Source organism: Streptomyces sp. NPDC026515 (genome assembly GCF_055567595.1).
Genome location: NZ_JBVHQD010000040.1, coordinates 1 through 20,923, shown reverse-complemented (window position 1 = coordinate 20,923; position 20,923 = coordinate 1). Strand labels below are relative to the sequence as shown.

Here is a 20,923-nt window from a genome sequence, read left to right as displayed (position 1 = left end):
CCTTGGAGAGTGTTGTGGTGCGCCGGTCGCCCGGATCACGCCGCGGCCATGGCTGTCAGGTCGTCGGCCAGCTGTTCTCTGTACTGGGCGATGCGTCCTGCGCGGTTCGCAGTGACTGCTCCCACGAGTCGTCCGCCGCGGTAATAAGCCACGTCCAAACGCCTTCGCTGCAGGTCGAGTTCAAGGGTCCGAGCCTGGTCGGCTTCCATGGGCAGTCCCACAGCCCGGAAGCGGACGCCGTACAAGCTGGACCAGAACGACGCGACGGGACGGTAGACGGCAGGGGCATGGGGGCTGAGGAGTGTGCGTGCCGCGGTTCTCGCCTGTTCCACTGCGTGACTCCAGTGGCCGAGACTGAGGAGTCGCGCCGTGTGAGGGTGGGGAAACCGTGTGACGTCTCCGGCGCCGACGATCCTGTGATGCGATCGTCCGTCCGCACCGACGGCCCGGGCGTGGGCGTCTGTGACCAGCCCCCGATCCAGTTGAAGGCCTGAGTGTGTGAGCCATTCGGTACGGGCTGTGGCCCCCAGCGCGAGCACCGCGGTATCGACGCCCACCTGGTGTGTGTCGTTCAGGGTGGCGTAGGCGACCCGCGTTCGTCCGTGCAGCGCGGTGAGGGTGGCGGAAGGCAGCAGGGACACACCTGCGGCGCGATGGAGCTCCGCGACGAAGTAGGCCGCGTCCTCACCCATCGGGCGGTACAGGGGCGCCAGCCCTTGGTGCGCGAGAAGCACGTCGTGCCCCAGCTCACGCGCCGTCGCTGCGGCTTCGCTGCCGATGAATCCGCCTCCGACGACGAGGATCCGGCGCCGCGCACTTCGGAGGTCGTACCGCAGCGCCGTCGCGTCGTCGAGCGTCCGGATGGTGTACACACCTGCAGCCGGACACGGAGCGGGCCAGGAACGTGCTCCGGCACCGGTGGCGATGACGAGACCGTCATACGGGATGACCTGGCCGTCCTCCAAATGCACCGTCCGTTCACGGGGCTCGAGGTGGAGTGCTCGCCGGCCGTAGAGCTCCGTCAGTCCAAGAGCAGCGGTGTCCGCCAGGGCCAGCGACGCGTGACCCGCGTCGGAGGTGAGGAATTCCTTGGACAGGGGCGGTCTGTCGTAGGGGCCGTAGGGCTCCTCGCCGACCAGGGTGATGGGCCCTGTGTGTCCCTCGTCCCGCAGGGCTCGTGCCGCGTTGAGACCGGCGAGTGAGGCGCCGACGATGACGACGCGCATCGGCTGCGTGTTCATCGCGTGGACTCAGAACCGTCTGCGGGGGCGTCACCCTCGATGGTGTGTTCGATTCGGATCGCCCGCACGGGACAGGCTGCCGCAGCGGCGACGACCTTTTTGTACTGGGAGACGTCGGGATTCGGCTCGTAAACGAGGATGTCGTCGTCGTCGAAGGCGAACACCTGGGGGGCGGCGAAGACGCACTGACCGTGACTCACGCACAGGTTCATGTCGACGGTCACTCTGAGGCTGGTGACGGGTCGCTCGGTCATGTACTTGCTCCTTCATGTGCGATGGGCGGGTTGAACCGGGAGAACTGGGGAGCGCTCCAGCGCAGCGGGGATGCGTTGTCGATGCGGACGAGGTGCTCGACGGCGAAGTCGACGACGCGCTGTGCCCCCGGATGAGCGGCTGCGTGGTCCGGGTCCCAGTCCACGGCTGCCGTGCCGGTGAGGTGCAGGAGAGTGCCCGTGGCCCAGTTGGGGATCATCAGTCCTGCGCGGGGATTGACTTCGAGGTTTCCGAAGGTGTTGAACATGGAGTTGCCGACATAGTCGGGCCAGCGCAGATGCCGGGGCCCGCGGACTTGGAGGAAGCCCGGGTTGCCTCCGCGATGGGAGGCGTCGGCGTTGCCGTCCAGGTCTGTCGTGGCGATGAAGAAGGTGTCCGTGCCTTCGACGAGCGCGATGTCCTGTTCGGTGAGCGCCTCTGCCTCCCGTGGCTCGTCGGGGGTGGCGGGCTGCCACTGCGGCACCCTCTTCTGGATGTACTTCGGGCAGTTCGCGTAGATCTGCTCCAGTGCGATCTCCAGCCCCTCGCGGGCGGGACGGGCGGTGCCGTTCATGCGTATGCGTCGCCGCGTGCCGGGTTCGATGGCGATCATGCCAAGGCGGGTCGGTTCGGCGAGGGTGCAGTACAGGGGGTCACTGGCGGACAGCGCGGCTGCGACGCTCAGGGTGGACGGTCCGGTGACGGTGATGAACCCGGGCACGCCCGCCAGCAGGGAGGACCAGACCTCACCGCGGCTGTCGGCGGCGCCGATGACGAGCATCGGCTGCTCCTCGATGAAGTCCGCGGCCACGTCTGGAATCTCGGTCATGATCGCGGCGGAAACCGCCATGGCCGTCTCGGTCAGACCTGCTCTCTTCTGCACCGCTAGTTCGCCGTGGTGATATGGGCCCATGTCTGCTCCTCGCGATGTCGACGTGTCCGTGCCGTTGGGTAAAGAGATGCCTCCCTCCCGTTGCCCGCACGGCCTCACAGGAACGTGATCCTTGTGAGTGTCGGGCTGGGAGCAGCAGCTCACCCATGTGTCAGTTGGTCCACTGGACCGGGAGGCCCAGCACCGGCTAGGCCGAGCCAGCGGTGAGACCTCCCGGCGTCGTGGCCTGTCCTAGAAGAAGCCGCAGGTCGGCTCCTGGCCGGCCGGAGCGGGCGCACCCTCAGCGCCGGTGGGCACGTAGAGCTCCAGACGGATGCCGTCGGGGTCCTCGAAGAAGATGCCGCCCGACGCGGCGCCCTCGGCGTGCGCCACCACACCGTCGTAGACGAACTCCGTGCCCAGCTCACGCAGGACGGCCTCGGTCGCGGCGATCTCATCCAGGGTGTCCACCTGGAAGGACAGGTGGTGAAGACCCGCGGTTGCTGTGGCGAAACCTTCCGCGCTCTGCTGCCACAGGGCAACGACGATCTCACCGTCGCGGCCGAGGAAGGCCCAGCGGCGACTGTCGTCCTTGCCTTCGGCGAGGGTCTCGAAACCGAAGACCCGTCCGTAGAACGGGAGCGACCGGTCGAGATCGGTGACACTGAGGCCGACGTGACCCGTCTTGAGGGTGGCAGGGTGCAGAGAAGTGGTCATGACGTTCCTTCCAGAGGGTGGATACATGGGGCCGATGGGCGCTCACTGCCGAGCTCGCTCCAACCAGCTAAATGGAGGTTAGCGGTTGCCACCCTCACGCGCAACCGGCGATACTCATTTAGCCGGTTATGCTTCGAGGGTGTGATCGCATGGACCCCGACACGAAAGGGCGCACCGCATGCACACTCATCCAGCCCACACCGCCGACGCAGACCCCCGCCCCCTCCTCGGGGAGCCGTTGCCGATGGACCTGCTGAACACACGTTGGGTGGACGACGACGGCGCCCACGACCTTCTTGAGCGCCCAGGTGGACTGGCGATTTGGCTGTCGTCCGCCGGACTGGCCGACATCGCACCGGACACACAGGAGACCCTCGGCACCCTCCTGGCAACCCGGACCGCCCTGAGCTGGATGGTGACCAGCGAGGGACCCGAACTGGAACGGGCTCGCGAGATGCTCAACGACACACTCGCCCACGGCCACGTACGACGCCTGCTGGGACCTGCCGGTCCAGAGTCGGTCGTAGAGACGGACACGCCGGGCTGGAACGCAGCATGGCGCACAGCCGACCTCTATCTGCGCCTGCTGGAGGAGGGGCCCGACCGCATCCGCAAGTGCGCCAACCCCGTATGTCCCCTGCGCTTCTACGACACGACCAAGAACGGGGGGCGCCGGTGGTGCTCCATGGGATCCTGCGGCAACCGCGCCAAGACCCGCCGACACCACGAGCGTCACCAGGGCACGCCCAGGCAGGGACGCTGACGGCGCACCACCCCAGGCCCCGCCCTGCCCCCAGAAAACCCCGGCACCACACACTCTCCGGCGAGAATCACCCAAACCAGCAAAACGACTTTTGACAGTTACGCGATCAGTGATCATCGCATGCCACGACGCCCCCCTCGGACAAGGGACCCCGACGGCAGTCGGCACGCTGGCCGAGACCGCCGCAAGCCCTGCGCCACGCTCCTCCTGAGTCTCGACCGCTAGTACCGCAACGGTGTTTGTTCTGATTACCGGGCAGTTGTCAGGGGCTGTGTCCGTGTCGTTTGTAGTGACTGAGGCGGGCTTGGTGTTGGCGTCTGCGGCGCCATGTCGACCAGTGGAGGGTGTGTTCGACAGGGGTGGGTCGGCGGTTGGTGAGCCGGGTGATAAGTCGTCGGATCTCGGCGAGGCTCAGGCGGATGAGCTGGGAGGATCCGTTTCTGCTTTGTCCGTGTCCAGTTCCCGGGCTCGCAGGACGGTGAGGCAGGCGTGGACTGCCATGGCGAGGGTCATGTGGCGGTGCCAGTCGGGTAGCGGCGGACCTGGTAGTCGTCCAAGCCGCATTCCTGCTTCGCCGTCTGGAAGCATTCCTCGACCGCCCATCGGCCGCCCGCGATGCGGATCAGTTCGTCCAGGGTGGTGCCGGCGGGGCAGTAGGCGATGTAGGTAGGAGATGTCCTCGGGCCGGCTGACGCTGCGGCGGGCGATCACCCAGTGACGGCGGTCCTCGCGGTGCCAGGGCCTCACCTCGACGCGGGCCCAGTCGAAGATCCGCCGGCCGTGCGCTCCCTCGCCGCAGGAAAGGCGTTTCCACTTCTGCCGGGACAGAGCGGGGAACAGGTCGTGGACGGGATGGTCGGTCGACCAGCGGGTGACGACGGTGTCGTGCCGGGTGGTGGCCATGACATGGAAGACATCGGCCTGCTCCAGTTCGAACCGCAAGCCCTTGCTGAAACCGTAGGCGGCGTCCGCCGTCACCCAGCCGAACGGGACCCGGTCGGCGATCGCCTTGCGGACCGTCGCCTTGGCCATCGCCACCTTCGTCTCGAAGGCGACCTCGTCGCCGATACCTGCCCGTCGGCATCGCTCGCGGTCGTCCGTCCAGGACGTGGGCAGATACAGTAGCCGGTCGATCAGTGTGCGTCCGCGGCCGGTGGCGTAGGCAAGGAAGACCCCGACCTGGCAGTTCTCGGTGCGTCCTGCGGTCCCGGAGTACTGGCGCTGAACGCCGGCCGAGCGGGTGCCCTTCTTCAGGAAACCGGTGTCGTCGACGATGAGCACCGCATCCCGGTCGAGATGGTCGTCCACGTAACGGCGCACGTCATCGAGGACCTCGTCGGGTCCCACTCGATCCGGTTCAGCATCCGCCGGACACAGTCCGGACCGTCATGGCCGGCCTCCTCGGCCAGGGGCCAGCCGTTCTTGCGCTGCAGCGGAGCAATCAGCCCCCGCATATAGGCCAGCGGCGACTCCCGCGGCTCCGACCGGCTGAACCGGTGCACAAACCGCTCGTGCACCACATCCAATTCACTCGCCCACACACGCACATCACCAAGGTCCCCGCCCATAACCACACCAACGAGCGGACTGGCCAGCAGCCACGGTAGACACCGTTGCAGTACCAGGGCGTGTGTCGGAAGTGCTCTAGGTTGGCTGACGTGAGCGAGCGGGGGCGGAGTTATCGATATGTCGGCCCAGTCGAACTGAAGGCCGCGGTCCGTCCTGGTGACGCCGGGCGTCGGATCGGCTCGGTGGCTGACTTCGGTGGCTGGATCGTGGAGCAATCGATGGCGGAGCTGGCCGAGCCGTTCACCTTCGTGGTCGGTATGGACGGTGTGCTTCGGCTGGCGCCGCGGCGAAGCGAGCACGTGGCCTGTGCCGGAGGAGACATGGTGCTGAGTGCCGGCGAGATCAGCTTCATGCGCGAGGCAAACCGGTGGGCCGTGAGCGAGGTCAGCAACCAGTCCACCGGGTACTGCCCGGACGTCACCTCTTGGGCGGAGGTCGCCCGTGCTCTGGACGCTGTAGGGCTCTGGCGGCCGTCCGGCTTTACTCACGAGGTGGTGTTCCGGCGGTGCCCCGACTGCCAGGAGCACAACATCGTGCGGGAGGACGACTTCGTCTGCATCTTCTGCGGCAATGATCTGCCCGCGGCGTGGAATGTGGATCCCATCGCGTGACGGCCGAGGGTCACAGCCACTCGCTGATGGCAGCGACGAGGACGGTCGCCTCGTAGCGGACGGCGAGCCTGTCGTAGCGCGTGGCGACAGCACGGTGTCTCTTGAGGCGGTTGATCCCGCACTCGACCGCGTGGCGTTCGCCGTAGTCGGCCGGGGCGAAGCGTGGCGGCCGGCCGCCACGGGAGCCGAGCTTTCGGCGGTTGCGGGCCTGGTCGGCCTTGTCCGGGATGGTGCAGCGGATTCCACGGCGGCGCAGGTAAGCGCCGTCCTTGCGGCAGGCGTACGCCTTGTCCGCCCGCACACGATCAGGGCGGACCCGCGGTCGGCCCGGCCCGAGGCGGGGCGCGCGAACCTTCTCCAGCACCAGTCCGAACTGCGGCGAGTCCCCACGCTGCCCTGCCGTCACCACGATCGACATGGGTTTCTGACCCTGCTCGACGGCCAGGTGCAGCTTGGTGGTGAACCCGCCGCGTGAGCGTCCCAGCCCGTGATCACGAGGCTCGGTGAACACCTCACCCGGCGGTTCCTCCTGCAGATCACCCTGCTTGCGGGCACCGGCCGCATGCTGGTGAGCGCAGCAGGCCGCAGAGTCAACGTTCAGGTCCCAAGTGATCGCACCTCTCGCGTCGGCCAGGGACTGGAGCCAGGTCAGGATGCGTTGCCAGGTGCCGTCCCGCCGCCACCGGCGGAACAGGTCGTAGACCCGCCCCCACAGCGCGTACTCGACGGGCACGTCCCGCCACGGAACACCGGTCCGGACCCGAAACCGTATGCCGCCGATTATCTGCCGCCGAGGCCAGACAGGTGGTCGCCCTGCCTTCGTCCCCTTCGGCACACGGCCTAGGGGCGGGGCAGCGCGCTGAGGATGTGCCGGGTGGATTCGTTGTGGTAGTACGCCGCAAGAGCGGCCCTTCCGGCGTCCCTGTCCCGCATTGCCGCGAGGATTCCGGCATGCTGCTCGTTAGACACTCTCAGCGCCTCGCCAGGGCGACGGATGAGCCGGACCAGCCGGGTGAGCTCCACCTGGGCACGGGCCACCTCGTCGATCAAGGGACCACTCCCGGTGATCTCTGCGATCTTGATGTGGAAGCGCACGTCAAGACGCCGGTACTCGTCCGCCTCCTCCGCCTTGTCCATCCGGGCGATGAGCGCGTCGAGTTCGTCGAGATCTGCTTCACCGGCTCGGGTGGCGGCCAGCATGGTGGCACCCATATCGAGAGATGCACGCAGATCCAGCTGCGATGTCCAGTCGTCCGGCAGGACGGGGCGCTCGCACCCAAGGCCCTCACTCACGAAGGTGCCGCCCCCTCTGCCCGGACGGGCATGGACTCGACCGGCCTCCTGCAGGGCAGCCAGCGCCCGCCGCAACGTGGCGCGGGACACCCCCAGCCGGGTGGCGAGTTCGCGCTCCGGTGGCAGTTGCGATCCCGGCGGCAGGATTCCCAGGATGATCGAGTTACTCAGCCGCTCTACCGTCTCCTCGAAGGCAGTGGCCGGCGTGATGGGTCTGAGCGCATGGTCCTCCGACCAGAGGTCCGTCGCGCGTGGCGTCCCCGCAGGCGTCATGGTTCCCGTCCTACCCAATCGAACCGATCATGCTGTCCGGAAAAGGTACATTTAGCACACCATTGACATATTACCTTCATATCTGGAGGATAAAGGTATAGCGACCAGTCCAAAACATGTGGAGGGGCGAGCAATGCCCTTGCTAGCACGCCGATGTACGGCAGAAGCTAATCCGCGCGTCTCGCGCTCCGAGAGGGACGACGGGAGCGTCTGCACGGAACCACGCCGCGGACACACGCTACGGATGCTGTGGGCTCTCCTGTGCCACTCCCGCCTCGACATCCAGATCCAACCGGACGACTTCGCCGCCGTGCACACTGCGCGCCGGGCAGTGGCCCAGCAAGCGTTGGCCTGGGGTCTGACGCCGGTCAGTGACGACGCGATCTTGCTCGTGTCCGAGCTGGTCACCAATGCTCTTGAACACTCGATGGGGCCCGCGTCGCTAGCCGTGATACCGCTGAAGTGCGGTGTAAGGGTGGAAGTCCGTGACACGTTGACGTCCCTACCGGTTCGCCGAAGCGAGAGCTCGGATGCCACCTCCGGACGGGGACTGCTGGTGGTCGAAGCCCTCGCCAATTCGTGGGGCGTCGAGACACACGGAACTGGCAAAAGGGTCTGGTGCGAGATCTACGCCCAGAGCAGCGAGCACGGAGACACGTCGCTCTCTCGCCGCACCTCCACCCACCGCCCCCCAGCGAAGCCGTGACCGCGCCCCCTGTTTCCTGCGCCGGCTGTCTGAATGGTGTGTCCGACGGACCAGCTGCAACATGGTGCGTGAGGCGTGGCCGAAACCGAGCGCGGTCAGCTCCTTGGCCTCGGCCTGCTCCCGCTCGGCCAGCGTGTGCTGCTCGGGGTCGCCGCCGCGGGGCTTCTTCGCTGCCGGGCCTCTCGGCAAGGCCGGGTTCAACCTCTTTTACGTGCCGCTGCCCGGCAGTGCCTTTTCGCGGGCCACGGCGAGGGCGGTCCCGAACAGCCCTCACTTTGGGGCGGCTTGAGGCACGTCGGTCCGATGGCAGTGAAGCCGGGGTCGGAGAACAGATGCCGGGCGAGCACGGTCTGCCCTCCGCCGTCTGGTCCGAGGAGGTTGATGTCTTGGCCTGACAGCGCGACCACCCGCCACTTCACGCCGCGGAACCGGACGTGAACTCCGACGTTCACGGGTGTCCGGGCATTGCGGCGCACGCTCACGCGGCGCCGTCCGTTGTGTCAGGGCTGCTCCCGATGTGGGGGCTGACCAGGCAGACTTCCAGCAGTTGACCAGCGACGATGCCATATCCCACGGCCCGAACCACTCCGGCAGATCCCGCCACTGCACACCCGTCTGCACCCGGTACAGAACCCCGTTGATCACCCGCCGGTTATCGCTCAACCAACCCCTCCACGAGCACCACCAGGAAGCGCAACGACTCCATCCCCCAACCCGTGTTCTTGCTGGTATGCGTGACAACCAGCTCAAGCAGTCGCTGCCCGAGCGCCGGGCCGAGGGTGTCACTGATCAGGTGGCGGTGTTTCCTCAGGCGAGCGGCGAGGAAGCGCAGGGCAGAGCCGGACACGTCGACGCCGGACGGGTAGACAAGCATGCGATGCCTCGCAGATGGAACTCTGCCTTGGGCAGGCCTTCGAGGTAGGGGTATGCGCCGTCCGGCGGAAAGATGAAGTCATGCCGCCCCCAGACGATCAGGGTCGGCGGCTGGTAACTCCAAAAGTACTCCTGGAACCATGGGTAGAGGGTGACATTGGTGCCGTAGTCGTGGGACAGGTCGAGCTGGATGCCCCAGTTTCCCGGGCGGGCAAGCTGGGTTCTGCCGTGAAGCCGGCTGAACGGGTCCAGGTGGCTCAGGTCCCGCACGCCGGTGGTGTGCTGCGACTTGATCGCCTCGTCGGCGAAGACAGGCGTCAGCGCCCTGCGGTTCTCCTCGGTTTCCTCGTCCCGCTACTTCTTGATCGGGTCCCAGAACTCGCGCGGCCTCGCCGGTATCCGGCCCTCCTCGCGCCTCTGCCGCAGGAAGCCCTGATCCTCGCAGGAGCGCAGCAGCCGGGACGATACGCTCGTCCGCTCGGACAGCTGTTTGATCCTCATCACAACTCCTTGACGACGATTTGCCTTCTCACTGATGTCAAGGTTGGAGAGTAGTGGAGACACCGCGACCGCGGACCTCAACGTGAGCGACGGCCGCCACCCCCAGTTCTGACCTGTAGGAGATCTGCATGTCCGTCGCTGAATTGTTCGAACCTCTCACTCTCCGCCACGGGCCGGCAATGAGGAACCGATTCATGCTGGCGCCGCTCACGAACCAACAGAGTGAGCGTGACGGTTCCGTCTCGAAATTCGATCTGGACTGGATGGAGCAGCTCGCCCGAAGCTGCTACGCCTTGATACAAACCGGTGCCGCTACAGTCGAGGCCAGCGGCATTGGATATGAGCGGCAGTTGGGCATCCACTCCGATGAACATCTGTACGGGCTGACGCAGATGGCCACCGTGATCCGCGACGGAGGCGGCCTTTCCGCAGTGCAGCTGCATCACGCCGGGCATCGGGCCAGTCCAGAATTGGGGGGAGTGCCGGCTCCGGCTTCTAGCCGCACGCTTCCGGGCGTCAGGGCGCTGACAACGGAGGAGGTAGAACGAATCCGTGACAGCTTCATCGCAGCAGCGAGAAGGGCAGAGCTAGCAGGCTTCGACGGCGTCGCGCTCCACGGTGCTTTCGGCTGGATCCTCTCAGAATTCATGTCCCCCTTCCTCAATAACCGCGTCGACAAGTACGGTGGTAGTACCGAGAACCGAGCTCGTCTCACGATCGAGGTGATCGAAGGCATTCGCAGGGAATGCGGCCCAAACTTTCAGATCGGTTGGCGCTTGTCAGTCGAGCGATACGGGCTGCTCCTGGAGGAGCTGCGTGAAATAACAGCTGAGATTCTCGACCGAGAACTGATCGACTACCTAGACCTGGCCCTGTGGGACTCAGCCCAGATCGTGCGAGAGGGAGTCTTCAGGGGGCGGACGATGCTCAGTGTCTTCACGAGCCTTCCCCGGAAGGGTGTACGGCTGGGAGCAGCGGGAAAAATCATGAGCGCCCAGCGCGCCGGGCAGCTGCTGGATGAAGGTTGCGACTTTGTACTGATCGGTCGTGCCGGAATTCTCCAGCGAGACTTTCCTCTGCAAGTAAAGAAGAATGCAATGTATGACAGCCCAGAACTGCCGGTCAGGGCGCAGTACCTGCGTGACGGAGGCATGAGCGAGCTCTTCATTAACCACATGCGGGGATGGCCGAGCTTCGTTCAGCGCTTCAGTGTGTGAGCAGAACCTCATATCGGGAACTACACCTTCGACCCGGAATTCGCTCATCAGCCGGCCATGCGAACCTCCAGCCTTGATCTCGCCTGGAGAAGTGCGAGACGCTCATCATCGTCGACTAAGCCCAAGCATAGCCGGGTCAAAAATAGAACGAGCTGGGCCGCAATTTCATATGGACGGCAGAGACCAGCCAAATTATCGACTAAAAGGCGTTTGGGAAATCCCTCCCCCGACGGTTTCCTGAGGTCATTCCATCCCAGAAGATGTGGAGGTACAGCGAACATGTATCGTCTTCAGCCGCTCGCTAACGGTCTGCACACAGATCATCCCATCCCTGGGATACCTTTCGTTGACGACAGCCACATCTCGATCGACGATCCCGCCGCCCTAGAGGCCTTCATTTCCCGAAAAGACGGCGTCGCAATGGGTCGATGGGAGAGAATGAACGAGGCTCACGGTGCGTGGATCGCCTACGCGACCGACCCGCTCCGGCCGGAACTTGCCTGGGCCGTCCGCCACCATCCCGGGCACGGCCGCACGGTTCTGCTGCTCCTCAACAAGGATGCGCGCCGGTGGCACAGCAGCTGGAGGGGGCCCAAACTCCTGTTCCGCCAGGGCGGATACTGGTGGGACGGCACCACCTGGTACCGACCCGACCAGGCATGGGACGCCACCTGCAAGAACTTCTCTCACCGGCCGGTCCCGGACGCGACCACCATCACCGCCGCCGACATCCTCGACGAAAACGCCCGCATCGATGACCGCCTGCTGTTGGAGATCTACAGCTTCGATCCGGAAGCTAAGCCACCAGATTCGTGGAACGAGCACTTGGCTATGTGGGCCTCACAGCGAGGCGCCAACGCGCGCCCTCTCTCGCAGTGCGTGGTACGACTTTCTGCGCCTGAGCTTGCCGCCGATCAGCCCATTGGGGTGGCGAAGATCTCGAGAATCGGACACATCGTGGCTCCGACGCGTCGCAGGCTGAGCCTGCTGGACACACGGTGGATAGACGCTGGCGGCGCCCATGACCTGTTGGAACGCCCTGGTGGTCGCTCGATCTGGCTGTCGCCCACGGCTCTTGCCCGACACATTCGGGGGTCCAAGAGTCGGGAGCCGGAATCACGGTCAGCCGCAGAAGGATGAAGGTGAGCAGGGACGTGCTACGAGCGGTCTGCGCGTAAATCTCGCACAGACGCACTTGCCGACTCTGTGCGCATGGCATGACTGAAGTCATGGCAGATCTTCCACAGACCCCGCATCAGCCCCAACCGCATGACCCTCATCACCAAAGCCGTTCTCACCCTGGAGCGGCAACGCTGAAAACTCGTGCAGTGATCCTCAGCAACCGGCGGATCACGGGCCTGACGGCCGATGTGATTGCTGAACTCGTAGCTGAGATAGGCCCGTTGTGGCACGAGCGCCAACAGGCCAGGCTCGCCTCCAGACAGCGGAACCGGGCAGTGGGCGCCGGTGCAAAGCACCGGCTGGTGTTCGTCGATCGGCTGCTCGCCACCCTGGTTCATCTCCGTCACTGCACGACCCACGATGTGCTGGCCTGCCGGTTCGGCGTGGACCGCTCGACCATCACCCGGGCCATCGGCGAGGTACGGCCCCTGCTCGCCGAGCGGGGATGCACCGTCAGCCTCGACGTTCGGCTGCGAAGTCCGGCCGAAGTCGTCGATCTCTCGGTGTGACCGGGAAGGCCGGCATCATTGACGGCACCGAGATCCGAGTCCGCCGCCCGGCCGCCGAACGCAAGGACCGGGACAGATTCATCTCCGGCAAGAACAAGCAGAACGCCGTCAAATCTCCTGGCCGACGGACCCGCGGTCGAGATCCGCGCCGACGCCGCGGCTACCAGGGTCTGGGTGCTCAGCTCGGCGGACGCGTGGTGACACCACCGCACCGCAAGTTCAAGAAGAACGCCCCGGACTGGTACGAGGAGATCTACGAGCGCGAGCGCAAAGCACACTCCTCGCGCCGCATCCGCGTCGAGCACGGCATCGCCCACCTGAAAAACTGGCGGGCCCCGGCCCGCCACCTCGACCGCCGCGAACATGAGCGACACCGTTCAAGCCATCGCCGGCCTGCTGTCCCACCAACAGATCGCGGACCTCAAATCCGCACGGCAGATGTGAACCCCGAGCCCCACCGAAGTCCTCGACGTCTCACTGCCTACCGTGCACGAGCTCGTTAGACCACGGATAGGGGACGCCCTTAGAGCTCGTAACACGATCTTGTTGAAGTGCCCTGGTCGGGCGTGACGGATGTGACGATTCGGCCGTTCGGGATGGTGTGAGTACTCGGCCGTGGATCGTGGACGACGACTTGTGGGTGCTGATCGAGCCGCTGCTGCCGCCCTGGCCCGAGAAGTCGCCGGGCCCGCGGCCGGTGGCGGACCGACTGTGTCTGCAGGGCGTCCTGTACGTCCTCCACAACGACATAGCCTGGCAGCTCCTGCCGCTGGAGCTGGGGTTCGGCTCCGGACAGACCTGCTGGCGGCGCCTGGAGCGATGGCAACAGGCCGGAGTCTTCGAGCAACTGCACCGCATCCTGCTCGCCGAGCTGAACGCAGCCGGCGAACTCGACTGGTCCCGCGCGTGTGTGGACGGCTCCCACATCCGCGCGAAAAAGGGGGCCCCGACACCGGTCCGTCGCCGATCGACCGGCGCAAGACGGGCAGCAAGCACCACCTGATCTGCGACGGACGCGGTACCCCGCTCAAGGTCATCACCACCGCGGCCAACGTCAACGAGGTCACCCAGACCCTCGCCCTCGTTGATGGCATCCCGCCCGTCGCCGACCGGCCCGGCCGCCCGCGCAGACGCCCCGACTCGCTCCTCGGCGACAAGGCCTACGACTCGAAGGCCGTGCGCCATGAGCTGCGACGCCGCCGGATCCTGCCGGTCATCTCCCGCAAAGGCGCCCCGAACATCAAGGGCCTGGGCAAACTCCGCTACGTCGTGGAGCAGACCTTGGCCCTGCTCCACCAGTTCAAGCGCCTCGCCGTCCGCTGGGAACGCCGAACCGAACTCCACGACGCCTTCGTCTCATTGGGCTGCGGCCTCATCTGCTGGAGGCGACTGAAAAAGCACCGATCATGATCGTGTCACGAGCTTTCGGCTACAGCTCACACTACTCGCCCAGAGGGCCGGCCGCCCGCGTCCGGGTGAAGCCGTTCATCAGGTCCCATGCCCGATCGATATGCAGGACAAATCCGCCGGTGAACACGGCGAGGTCGTCCATGATCGGAACCTCGACCTCGACTCTCGAGTGCACGGCGCCGTCTCCTACGAGCAGAGACATCCGCTCGGTGTCACTCATCAGATGGACGACCGCGTGATCATCCCGGAAGGCCAGGATCAGCACCGGGAACTCCCTGTTCGGCGACCGAACCTCGACGTACCCCTGACCACGGGAACGCAGGTCGCTGAACCGGTCTGACAGATCCTTCAACCCTGAACGCCTCTCAACCGGATGGAACAGCCCCGATTCCGGCGACGTCGCTGCCCACACCACGCTCACCCAGACCCCCTTCCCGACACAGACCAACACCCACCATCCAGTGCCACGCTCCCACGCTCCACCACGACACGACTACTGGGACTGGGGCGCATGATCGTGTTACCAGCTCTTAGGAATCTTCGAAGCCGAAGTATGGTGAGCTACTCGAGCTGGCCATAAGCGTTAGAGATAATTCCATCCACTCCATTCGCCACCATGAACCCCCCTGCTATATGCAGCTTCACAGTAATTGCCCCCGAGCGCATCGTGACCACCTACGGCGCGCACCGATAAAACAGCCGGAGCGGTAATTTGGTGCGCTCAACTTGCTATCGATCTTCGCACGGCACGGTGTGCCGCACGGTATGGCCAGTGCCGCCGAAAAGGCATCTATCTGGCCATACTGCTTGACCTCGCAGCATTGAAGGCTAGACTGAGTGAGAAAGGTTCACATCTATGTGATTGCCGGCGACAGGGAGTGACGATGAGAATCAAGGAGCTTTCGGAGCGGGTCGGTGTATCCACCCGCCTTTTGCGCTACTACGAAGAGCAGGGCCTTATCACCCCGCGTCGCGAAGAGAACGGCTATCGACGCTACGACGAAGCGGCTGTGGAGCGAGTTGAGCAGATTCGCGGCCTGCTCGGAGCCGGGCTTACTACGGAGATCATCCGGGAGGTTCTCCCATGCCTGGGTGCCGCGGCGTGCTCCCAGTATGACGACCCCGAGTTCGTTCGCCGGATCGCAGCAGAACGAGACCGGTTGCGGGAACGCGTCACCATACTGACGCAGAACATCAATGCTCTAGACAACTACCTGAGTGCCGTGTCCCAGGTTGCACCGTCCGCTGATGCCGCCTGACTTGTCGCCGTCCGCGACAGCACCAGCTTCCCCACCACCGCTTAGCTAGCCTCCTACACCGGCCTCGCCCCGACCACGAAGTCGTCAGGGGCCTCGATCCACGACGAATAGGCTCCACGCGGCGGCAACCGGCAGCTCAAACGAGCGATGTTCCTGTCCCCTTCGCCACCCTCCACGACCCCGGTTACGGTCGGCCAGAACCGGGAGGCCCAGTCGACGGCATGCGTTGACGATGCGGTATCTGCGGGCCGCCGTGAGATCGTGTGAGGTCGCGCAACCTCCTAGATCCACAGGGTCGTCTGTCGGGATCGGTGACGACCTGAACGTTCACTCCGCCTTCCAAGTAGTCACACGTATCTCACTGTCTCGGTCACGCACCGCGGACTCCCTCGGCCAGCACGTACCGCGCTCGCGCCCTTACCTCGCACGGACGGGGAGCCCCGGCGCTCTCCTAGTAAGCAGTGTCACGACAGAACGGAACCAACGGGGCAACAGAGTGAGAGGTCGGATACCCCCTCAGCTGTCAGGGAACCCTGCCCGTTCCGCATCAAGGCCCACCATCGACCCCACCCGATCAGTGACCACGCTGACAAAGCTCAGTGATAGGCGTGGACCACGGCGTGACCCTTGCCGCGGCCGATCATCCACTTGTTCACCGGGGTCGTCAGCAGGAACGCGACCGCGAAGCCGCCCAGCAGGGACGTCCAGAACAGGGTTTCGTACAGGTGGGCGTCCATCGCGCCGGGGACCAGGGCGATGATCCCGTTGTCGACGAGTTCCATCACGATGATGGAAACGGTGTCGGCGGCAAGCGCCACCTTGAGGGCGGTCTTCAAGCCCAGGCCCGCCTTGCGGATCGCGAACAGCGTCAGCAAGTAGCCGAACACGAAGGCCAGCGCGATCGCCAGGACCATGGTCGTCACGTTGCCCCACAGCAGGGCAGTGCCGATCGCCATACCGAGGATCTCGCCGATGGCGCAGCCTGTCAGGCAGTGCAGCGTCGCCTTCGCGGCAGACCCCCACGTCACTCTGCCCGTGTGGTGCCCACCGTGGCCCTCGTGCGCGGCGTGGTCGTGCGCGGTGCCATCGTGGTATGCGCTGTGGTCCATGTCATCCCCTCGTACGTCCGGTGTACGCCGTCCCCCTCCCCGGAAACGCGATACCCCAATGGGGTATTCCGCGATCAGAGCACGGCAGCACGCCGGTTGGCGTGCACGGCCGCCTGGTGCCGGGGGGAGTCCTCGCCGAGCGGGGTGTTCATCCGGGAGTTCGCGGCGGTCTGGGACCCGGTAGTAGCGTCCGCCATCTTGTTGGCGTCGGGGAAGGAGAAGTCGCCCTTCTCCGTCTCCCCATCGCCCGTTTGATGCTTGATCATCGCCTCCATCAAGGCGGTGTCGAACGCCTCCCGGATGCCTTCTCGAGGCTGTCCATGTCCTCGGCCGTCATCATGCCGCCCATATCGTCGATGAACTGGTCGATGGCTTTCTCGGCCGGGATGTCCCCGTCCCAGGAAGTCAGGCCCCGGCAAGGTCTTGATCTCCGGACGCCTTAAGCTCGCCGTACGGTTGCCCCCTGGCCGAGCCGCGCTCGGCGGGCTCCACGTCGGCTGCACGGAGAAAGTCGGCGACCTTGCCCGACACGATGCAGGGTGACCGCCGACTTCGGGCCGGAACGTCCTCCTCGATGGGGTGTGGTCGGATATGAAGGCCGGCGACAGACGTGCGGATCACCCCACGACTGACGCCGTGGTCGCGGGCGAGGGTCACGGTGGAGCGGCCTACCAGGTACACCGGACGGACGATGTCGGTCTTCGTGACCGTCATGGCGGGCAGCATCCGCCCTCCCCGCGACGGCGTCCCCCTCTCGGTTCCCCGCCGCGAGGGGACACACCTACGCGCCGCCTGATCCTCACCGCCAGCTGCGACCAGCCCCCACCAGGAGCGCCGGTCCGAGAAACATCGTCGGCCGGTCGAACTTTCCGGCCCGCCACCGCATCGTGCAGGTATGACCGGCACCACCATTGAGGAACGACACATGAATCCGCTGTCCCCAGGCCACCACGTCATCGAGGTCGCCGGGATCCCCCAGGAGTACGAGGTCCGCGGGCAGGGGCCCGCAGTGTGCCTAGCGCTGAGCGGGGGCCCCGGGATCGACGACGGCTACCTGCGGTTCCCGCTGCTGGAGGAGGACATCACGATGGTCTACCCGACGCAGGTCGGGACGACCGCTGAGAGCAGGCTTCCGAGCCACCCCGACGGGTACACCTTGGACGTCTACGCCCGCTTCATCCACGCCGTCGTGGAGCACCTCGGCCTATCCCGGGTACATCTGCTCGGTCACTCCGCGGGCGGCTTCTTCGCCCAGCGGTACGCCCTGACGTACCCCGAGCGGCTGGCTGGGCTGGTCCTCTACGACTCCCTGGCGCACAACACGGAGGAACTGGTCAAGGAGGCCACCGCCCGGCTGGCGGAGTTCGCGGATCGCTTCCCGGGCGACCCGCGGGTGGCACCCGTCCTCGCGGCCTGGACGGACGACACCATCGCGGACACCGACGAAGCCCGGACCGAGCACCTGCGTGCCCTGCTGCCTGCCTACTTCGCGGACTACTGGGGCCGGGAGGAGGAGTTCGCGCGGCTGGCCGGGCTGAGGGTCACCCACGTGACCGGCGGCGCCTTCGACCACCGCGGACGCCTGGACACCGTCATGACGCCCACACTGGTGGTGGTCGGAGCGTACGACTTCATCTGCGGCCCCCGGTGGGCGCGGGCAATGGACGACGAACTCCCGAACTCCACCGTGGTAACTCTGAAGACAAGTGGCCATTTCGGACATATCGAGCAGCCGGAGGAATTCGCCGCCGCCGTACTTGGCTTCGTGCGGAGCGTGAAGAACGGAGGACGACGATGACGATTGTGCCGTTCGGGCTGGCAGAGCGCACGGAAATCGAGGCGTACGGGGACTTCGCGGCGGGCGCGGCGGACGTGCCAGGCTCCGCGGCGGAACGGCTGGGGGCCGCCGCCCTGCGGACCGGGCCCGCGCTGGCCCTCTGCGTCCGGGAGGACCCCAGCGGTTTCTTCAACCGGGCCGGAGGATTCGCCGACGATGTGCCCGTCGGCGCCGACGTGCTCACCCATGTTCGGGACTTCTACCGCGAGCAGGGCCTGCGGCAGGGCTCGATGATGATCGCGCCCACGCTCCTGCCGGAGGACTGGCCCGTCGTCGCCAAGCGGCTGGGACTCACGGCGGGGAGTTCATTCGTCAAGCTCGGGTGGGACCTTGCCGCGGAGACGTCGGCACCCGACGGGCTCCCGCCCCTGGACGCGGGGCTCCGTGTCGGCCTGGTCGAGCCGCGCCAGGCGAAGGAGTGGGCCACTGTCATGATGACCACCTTCGGCTTCGGTGCGCCCGACATGATCGAGCTGGCCGCGTCCTGCGTCGGCCGACCGGACTGGCGGCAGTACGCGGTCTACGACGGCGAGCGGATCGTCGCGGTCGGAAGCGTCTACCTGAACGGAGACTGCGCCGACATGTTCGGCGGCGCCACGCTGCCCGAGGACCGAGGCCGGGGTGCCCAGTCCGCGCTGCTCCTCGCCCGGGCTGCCGCGGCCCGCGAGGCTGGCTGCCGATGGCTAGTCGCCGAGACGGGTGCGGAGCGGGAAGGCAAACGCAACACCTCACTGCGCAACATGCTGCGGACCGGTTTCGAGCCCCTTTACGAACGGGTCACCTGGGTCTGGCGCGAAGAGGCTTGAGCGCGGGCCGGCGGCGGTCTGTGCGGGTGGCGCTCGCAAGCGCCACCCGCACAGACCCGGGCTACCCCAGCCACCACTCTCTGTGCCCCCTCCGCACCGCTTCAGCGAACAGGTCGGCGGGGGTGGTGGAGGTGCAGCCTGATCGCCTGGCCGCCCTCAAGGAAGTACACCCATGTCACGCCGGGCGGGCAGTGGTACGGGTCTTCCGGCGGATTGCGCATCGCGTCCTCCCAGACCACCACGTCACCGCCGGCCACGACATTGACCAGGGAGTGCCGCACGCCGGCGGACAGATCGCGGCCGAGTGCGGCGACCAGCCGGTCCCGGCCGGTGCGCCTGCCGTCCGGCCAGACGACCTCCAGCTTCGGCGGCCAGTGCTTCCTCAGGACTGAGGCGGACTCGCCGCGGTGGGCAGCAAGCATCGCCTCCTCCCCCAGCCCGCGGTGCCGCCCGGTCAGCGCCGCCATGTCGTCGTGCGCGCCGTCCGCCGCGGCCAGCAGGGCCTCCGCGAGTTTGGCCCGGCCCTGATGCAGCCGGCTGCGGACGGTGCCGACGGGGACCGCCGACACCGCGGCGATGTCCTCATAAGACGCGGTCTCGGTGAAGTAGCGCAGCAGCATGGCGAGCCGGAGCCCCGGGGAGAGCTGCGCCAGGGCGGTCCCGATCCAGTCCCGCAGCGCGTACTGCTCGATCAGCTCCGCCGGGTCAGGCGCGGTGGACCGCTCCAGCCGGACGAGCGCGTCGGTCTCCAAAGGAACGGCCGACGTGCGGCGCAGCATGGCCCGGCAGACGTTGCGCACCACTGTGCGCAGCCACGGCCCCACGGCGTCCGGGTCCCGTATGTCGCCGATCCGCCGGAGGGCGACGATCGACGCCTCCTGGACCGCGTCCTCGGCCTCCGGTCCGTACCCGAGCAGGCCAGCCGCCGCTGCGTGCATGCCTGCCCGGTGCCTGGCCAGCAACAGTCCGAGGGAACTGGCGTCGCCGGCCCGCGCGGCCCGCAGGAGCTGCGCGTCCGGCTCCTCGGCGCCTGCGGGCATGTCGGTCATCCCGCAAGGATACGGCCGCGTCGGCGGCAGGCGTAGCCGCTCCGGCTCCGAGGACCGCGAACCCTCCGGCGTCTTCAGCGTCGCCACCGGGTCACCCAGCAGCGCCGGGCCCACCCGCCGGGCGACACCCGCGACGGTGGCGTGCAGCCGCTTCTCTGCGACCTTCCGCACCTCCAACACCTGCCGGGCCAGCACCCTCACCCCGGTTGCGGCGCAGCAGCCCACCGCGTGACCAAACAGCGCCTTCGGGCTCTCGTCGTGCGTCCACGCCCCCCCCGTGCAGGAATATGCGGAACCGCCGCGACCACTCCGCATCCTCGTACTCCTGGTAGTCGCAGGCGGCGTCCCGGATCTCTTGGGCGTGCTCGTACTCCTTCTTCCGCCGCTCGGTGTACCGCTCCACCGCCGACGGGTCCCATCGTTGCCGGGCGGAGCGGCCAGATGCTCGACCACCGGCCACGCCGCGTCGAGCGGGTCGTCCGGGAGGAACCAACCGATGGAGCGCACCGTGCGCATCTGGGGGCGAAGCCCAGGCGGTGGCGCGTGGAGCGGCGCCGGGCGATCAGACCGCGGTCGGCGTCCTTCCAGGAAGAAGAACCGCTTCCGTTCGGGGCGGGTCGGCTACGGCGGACTTCCCGTACGCCTCAGCCTGCTCATGGGTCAGAACCTCAGCATCCACGGCTGTACCGACGTTCCCGATGCCGTATGAGGACACAGACCTTCCCGCCCCCGGGGCAGTTGGACATGAGCCATCCGGGGTCGGTGACACAGCGTGGCGCCTGCTCGACCGAACGTGATGGTTTCCTGGTCCCCTGTCTCTCCAACTTCGTTCTCAACCAACTCAGAAGCCATGGTCCAGCTAGCGATGTCCCTCT

At 66.5% G+C, this 20,923-nt stretch carries 23 protein-coding genes and 6 pseudogenes; 13 read left to right on the top strand and 16 right to left on the bottom strand.

Features of this window, described 5'->3' with window-relative positions; all coding sequences use genetic code 11:
• Positions 1-35: 35 nt before the first annotated feature.
• The 4 genes from ACZ4O3_RS42915 to ACZ4O3_RS42900 form a co-directional block, all read right to left on the bottom strand.
• Complete coding sequence (locus ACZ4O3_RS42915) at positions 36-1,241, bottom strand: NAD(P)/FAD-dependent oxidoreductase (RefSeq protein ID WP_467727830.1); 1,206 nt, start codon at positions 1,239-1,241, stop codon at positions 36-38.
• Entirely contained in the window at positions 1,238-1,495 is a 258-nt protein-coding gene (locus ACZ4O3_RS42910; RefSeq protein ID WP_467727828.1) for a ferredoxin, read from the bottom strand. Before ACZ4O3_RS42910 ends, ACZ4O3_RS42915 begins: the two co-directional genes overlap by 4 nt.
• A complete protein-coding gene (locus ACZ4O3_RS42905; RefSeq protein ID WP_385002176.1) occupies positions 1,492-2,322 on the bottom strand; it encodes a pyridoxamine 5'-phosphate oxidase family protein in 831 nt (276 codons plus the stop codon). The genes ACZ4O3_RS42910 and ACZ4O3_RS42905 overlap by 4 nt, the downstream gene beginning before the upstream one ends.
• A 294-nt stretch (positions 2,323-2,616) precedes the next feature.
• Positions 2,617-3,081 (bottom strand): VOC family protein, encoded by a 465-nt coding sequence (locus ACZ4O3_RS42900; RefSeq protein ID WP_385002179.1) that lies wholly within the window; start codon positions 3,079-3,081, stop codon positions 2,617-2,619.
• A 178-nt stretch (positions 3,082-3,259) separates the two neighbouring features.
• On the opposite strand from ACZ4O3_RS42900, the gene ACZ4O3_RS42895 reads away from it, so the two are divergent.
• The gene (locus ACZ4O3_RS42895; RefSeq protein ID WP_385002182.1) at positions 3,260-3,844 is read left to right on the top strand and encodes a CGNR zinc finger domain-containing protein; all 585 of its coding nucleotides are present in this window, start codon (positions 3,260-3,262) and stop codon (positions 3,842-3,844) included.
• Positions 3,845-4,255: 411 nt separating this feature from the next.
• On the opposite strand, the pseudogene ACZ4O3_RS42890 reads toward ACZ4O3_RS42895, so the two are convergent.
• Positions 4,256-5,412: pseudogene (locus ACZ4O3_RS42890) on the bottom strand (IS701 family transposase).
• A gap of 90 nt (positions 5,413-5,502) precedes the next feature.
• Here ACZ4O3_RS42890 and ACZ4O3_RS42885 point away from each other — a divergent pair.
• Positions 5,503-6,024, top strand: a complete 522-nt coding sequence (locus tag ACZ4O3_RS42885) for a hypothetical protein (RefSeq protein WP_385002185.1) — start codon at positions 5,503-5,505, stop codon at positions 6,022-6,024.
• 10 nt (positions 6,025-6,034) lie between these two features.
• Here the strand turns inward: ACZ4O3_RS42885 and ACZ4O3_RS42880 are convergent, their stop codons facing one another.
• Both ACZ4O3_RS42880 and ACZ4O3_RS42875 read right to left on the bottom strand, forming a co-directional pair.
• Positions 6,035-6,904, bottom strand: a complete 870-nt coding sequence (locus ACZ4O3_RS42880; RefSeq protein ID WP_467727846.1) for an IS5 family transposase — start codon at positions 6,902-6,904, stop codon at positions 6,035-6,037.
• Entirely contained in the window at positions 6,865-7,590 is a 726-nt protein-coding gene (locus ACZ4O3_RS42875) for a FadR/GntR family transcriptional regulator (protein ID WP_467727825.1), read from the bottom strand. The genes ACZ4O3_RS42880 and ACZ4O3_RS42875 overlap by 40 nt, the downstream gene beginning before the upstream one ends.
• A 133-nt stretch (positions 7,591-7,723) precedes the next feature.
• Here ACZ4O3_RS42875 and ACZ4O3_RS42870 point away from each other — a divergent pair, with 133 nt between their 5' ends.
• Entirely contained in the window at positions 7,724-8,296 is a 573-nt protein-coding gene (locus tag ACZ4O3_RS42870) for an ATP-binding protein (RefSeq protein ID WP_467727823.1), read from the top strand.
• A 536-nt stretch (positions 8,297-8,832) separates the two neighbouring features.
• Here the strand turns inward: ACZ4O3_RS42870 and ACZ4O3_RS42865 are convergent.
• The 3 genes and pseudogenes from ACZ4O3_RS42865 to ACZ4O3_RS42855 all read right to left on the bottom strand — a co-directional run.
• Positions 8,833-8,950, bottom strand: a pseudogene (locus ACZ4O3_RS42865) (transposase); the annotation flags it as partial.
• Positions 8,951-9,092: 142 nt separating this feature from the next.
• Positions 9,093-9,170, bottom strand: a pseudogene (locus ACZ4O3_RS42860) (IS5/IS1182 family transposase); the annotation flags it as partial.
• Between the two features lie 353 nt (positions 9,171-9,523).
• Positions 9,524-9,670 (bottom strand): hypothetical protein, encoded by a 147-nt coding sequence (locus ACZ4O3_RS42855; RefSeq protein ID WP_467727822.1) that lies wholly within the window; start codon positions 9,668-9,670, stop codon positions 9,524-9,526.
• Between the two features lie 128 nt (positions 9,671-9,798).
• On the opposite strand from ACZ4O3_RS42855, the gene ACZ4O3_RS42850 reads away from it, so the two are divergent.
• The 6 genes and pseudogenes from ACZ4O3_RS42850 to ACZ4O3_RS42825 all read left to right on the top strand — a co-directional run bounded on the left by ACZ4O3_RS42850 (position 9,799) and on the right by ACZ4O3_RS42825 (position 13,988).
• Positions 9,799-10,887 (top strand): NADH:flavin oxidoreductase, encoded by a 1,089-nt coding sequence (locus ACZ4O3_RS42850; RefSeq protein WP_467727820.1) that lies wholly within the window; start codon positions 9,799-9,801, stop codon positions 10,885-10,887.
• A gap of 279 nt (positions 10,888-11,166) precedes the next feature.
• Positions 11,167-12,027, top strand: a complete 861-nt coding sequence (locus ACZ4O3_RS42845) for a hypothetical protein (protein ID WP_467727819.1) — start codon at positions 11,167-11,169, stop codon at positions 12,025-12,027.
• A gap of 81 nt (positions 12,028-12,108) precedes the next feature.
• Positions 12,109-12,204: pseudogene (locus ACZ4O3_RS42840) on the top strand (IS5/IS1182 family transposase); the annotation flags it as partial.
• A gap of 11 nt (positions 12,205-12,215) precedes the next feature.
• Positions 12,216-12,578, top strand: coding sequence for a helix-turn-helix domain-containing protein (locus ACZ4O3_RS42835; RefSeq protein ID WP_467727817.1), 363 nt, complete (start codon positions 12,216-12,218; stop codon positions 12,576-12,578).
• Positions 12,575-13,081 carry a hypothetical protein gene (locus ACZ4O3_RS42830; protein ID WP_467727816.1) on the top strand — a complete coding sequence of 169 codons (507 nt, stop codon included), beginning with the start codon at positions 12,575-12,577 and terminating at the stop codon, positions 13,079-13,081. The genes ACZ4O3_RS42835 and ACZ4O3_RS42830 overlap by 4 nt, the downstream gene beginning before the upstream one ends.
• 98 nt (positions 13,082-13,179) lie before the next feature.
• Positions 13,180-13,988 (top strand): IS5 family transposase gene (locus ACZ4O3_RS42825; RefSeq protein WP_467727814.1). Its coding sequence is split into 2 segments (ribosomal slippage): positions 13,180-13,497 and positions 13,500-13,988, totalling 807 coding nucleotides; the frame shifts between segments, so codons are not numbered across the junction.
• 31 nt (positions 13,989-14,019) lie between these two features.
• Here ACZ4O3_RS42825 and ACZ4O3_RS42820 read toward each other — a convergent pair.
• A complete protein-coding gene (locus tag ACZ4O3_RS42820) occupies positions 14,020-14,409 on the bottom strand; it encodes a hypothetical protein (RefSeq protein ID WP_467727812.1) in 390 nt (129 codons plus the stop codon).
• Positions 14,410-14,872: 463 nt separating this feature from the next.
• Here ACZ4O3_RS42820 and ACZ4O3_RS42815 point away from each other — a divergent pair, with 463 nt between their 5' ends.
• Positions 14,873-15,247: a MerR family transcriptional regulator gene (locus ACZ4O3_RS42815; RefSeq protein ID WP_385002208.1), complete on the top strand. Its 375-nt coding sequence runs from the start codon at positions 14,873-14,875 to the stop codon at positions 15,245-15,247.
• Positions 15,248-15,355, top strand: a pseudogene (locus ACZ4O3_RS42810) (transposase); the annotation flags it as partial.
• Positions 15,356-15,843: 488 nt separating this feature from the next.
• On the opposite strand, the gene ACZ4O3_RS42805 reads toward ACZ4O3_RS42810, so the two are convergent.
• The 3 genes from ACZ4O3_RS42805 to ACZ4O3_RS42795 all read right to left on the bottom strand — a co-directional run bounded on the left by ACZ4O3_RS42805 (position 15,844) and on the right by ACZ4O3_RS42795 (position 17,070).
• Positions 15,844-16,356 carry a DUF4396 domain-containing protein gene (locus tag ACZ4O3_RS42805; RefSeq protein WP_467727809.1) on the bottom strand — a complete coding sequence of 171 codons (513 nt, stop codon included), beginning with the start codon at positions 16,354-16,356 and terminating at the stop codon, positions 15,844-15,846.
• A 74-nt stretch (positions 16,357-16,430) separates the two neighbouring features.
• Positions 16,431-16,622 carry a hypothetical protein gene (locus ACZ4O3_RS42800; RefSeq protein WP_385002214.1) on the bottom strand — a complete coding sequence of 64 codons (192 nt, stop codon included), beginning with the start codon at positions 16,620-16,622 and terminating at the stop codon, positions 16,431-16,433.
• 139 nt (positions 16,623-16,761) lie between these two features.
• The gene (locus ACZ4O3_RS42795) at positions 16,762-17,070 is read right to left on the bottom strand and encodes a hypothetical protein (protein ID WP_467727807.1); all 309 of its coding nucleotides are present in this window, start codon (positions 17,068-17,070) and stop codon (positions 16,762-16,764) included.
• Positions 17,071-17,281: 211 nt separating this feature from the next.
• On the opposite strand from ACZ4O3_RS42795, the gene ACZ4O3_RS42790 reads away from it, so the two are divergent.
• Together ACZ4O3_RS42790 and ACZ4O3_RS42785 are read left to right on the top strand one after the other, a co-directional pair.
• Positions 17,282-18,154, top strand: a complete 873-nt coding sequence (locus ACZ4O3_RS42790) for an alpha/beta fold hydrolase (RefSeq protein WP_467727805.1) — start codon at positions 17,282-17,284, stop codon at positions 18,152-18,154.
• Positions 18,151-18,999, top strand: coding sequence for a GNAT family N-acetyltransferase (locus ACZ4O3_RS42785; protein ID WP_467727804.1), 849 nt, complete (start codon positions 18,151-18,153; stop codon positions 18,997-18,999). The genes ACZ4O3_RS42790 and ACZ4O3_RS42785 overlap by 4 nt, the downstream gene beginning before the upstream one ends.
• 101 nt (positions 19,000-19,100) lie before the next feature.
• On the opposite strand, the gene ACZ4O3_RS42780 is transcribed toward ACZ4O3_RS42785, so the two are convergent.
• Both ACZ4O3_RS42780 and ACZ4O3_RS42775 read right to left on the bottom strand, forming a co-directional pair.
• Positions 19,101-20,039: an RNA polymerase sigma factor gene (locus tag ACZ4O3_RS42780; protein ID WP_467727844.1), complete on the bottom strand. Its 939-nt coding sequence runs from the start codon at positions 20,037-20,039 to the stop codon at positions 19,101-19,103.
• Between the two features lie 24 nt (positions 20,040-20,063).
• Positions 20,064-20,727: pseudogene (locus ACZ4O3_RS42775) on the bottom strand (DUF4158 domain-containing protein); the annotation flags it as partial.
• Positions 20,728-20,923 lie beyond the last annotated feature (196 nt).

Bases quoted from the DNA above. Each gene is read 5' to 3' on its own strand.
- ACZ4O3_RS42790 (WP_467727805.1), top strand. From the start codon at position 17,282: ATGAATCCGCTGTCCCCAGGCCACCACGTCATCGAGGTCGCCGGGATC.
- ACZ4O3_RS42800 (WP_385002214.1), bottom strand. From the start codon at position 16,622: ATGATCAAGCATCAAACGGGCGATGGGGAGACGGAGAAGGGCGACTTC.
- ACZ4O3_RS42895 (WP_385002182.1), top strand. From the start codon at position 3,260: ATGCACACTCATCCAGCCCACACCGCCGACGCAGACCCCCGCCCCCTC.
- ACZ4O3_RS42870 (WP_467727823.1), top strand. From the start codon at position 7,724: ATGCCCTTGCTAGCACGCCGATGTACGGCAGAAGCTAATCCGCGCGTC.
- ACZ4O3_RS42785 (WP_467727804.1), top strand. From the start codon at position 18,151: ATGACGATTGTGCCGTTCGGGCTGGCAGAGCGCACGGAAATCGAGGCG.
- ACZ4O3_RS42780 (WP_467727844.1), bottom strand. From the start codon at position 20,039: ATGCCCGCAGGCGCCGAGGAGCCGGACGCGCAGCTCCTGCGGGCCGCG.
- ACZ4O3_RS42815 (WP_385002208.1), top strand. From the start codon at position 14,873: ATGAGAATCAAGGAGCTTTCGGAGCGGGTCGGTGTATCCACCCGCCTT.
- ACZ4O3_RS42795 (WP_467727807.1), bottom strand. From the start codon at position 17,070: ATGACGGTCACGAAGACCGACATCGTCCGTCCGGTGTACCTGGTAGGC.
- ACZ4O3_RS42905 (WP_385002176.1), bottom strand. From the start codon at position 2,322: ATGACCGAGATTCCAGACGTGGCCGCGGACTTCATCGAGGAGCAGCCG.
- ACZ4O3_RS42845 (WP_467727819.1), top strand. From the start codon at position 11,167: ATGTATCGTCTTCAGCCGCTCGCTAACGGTCTGCACACAGATCATCCC.
- ACZ4O3_RS42805 (WP_467727809.1), bottom strand. From the start codon at position 16,356: ATGGACCACAGCGCATACCACGATGGCACCGCGCACGACCACGCCGCG.
- ACZ4O3_RS42900 (WP_385002179.1), bottom strand. From the start codon at position 3,081: ATGACCACTTCTCTGCACCCTGCCACCCTCAAGACGGGTCACGTCGGC.
- ACZ4O3_RS42850 (WP_467727820.1), top strand. From the start codon at position 9,799: ATGTCCGTCGCTGAATTGTTCGAACCTCTCACTCTCCGCCACGGGCCG.
- ACZ4O3_RS42915 (WP_467727830.1), bottom strand. From the start codon at position 1,241: ATGAACACGCAGCCGATGCGCGTCGTCATCGTCGGCGCCTCACTCGCC.
- ACZ4O3_RS42855 (WP_467727822.1), bottom strand. From the start codon at position 9,670: ATGAGGATCAAACAGCTGTCCGAGCGGACGAGCGTATCGTCCCGGCTG.
- ACZ4O3_RS42910 (WP_467727828.1), bottom strand. From the start codon at position 1,495: ATGACCGAGCGACCCGTCACCAGCCTCAGAGTGACCGTCGACATGAAC.
- ACZ4O3_RS42875 (WP_467727825.1), bottom strand. From the start codon at position 7,590: ATGACGCCTGCGGGGACGCCACGCGCGACGGACCTCTGGTCGGAGGAC.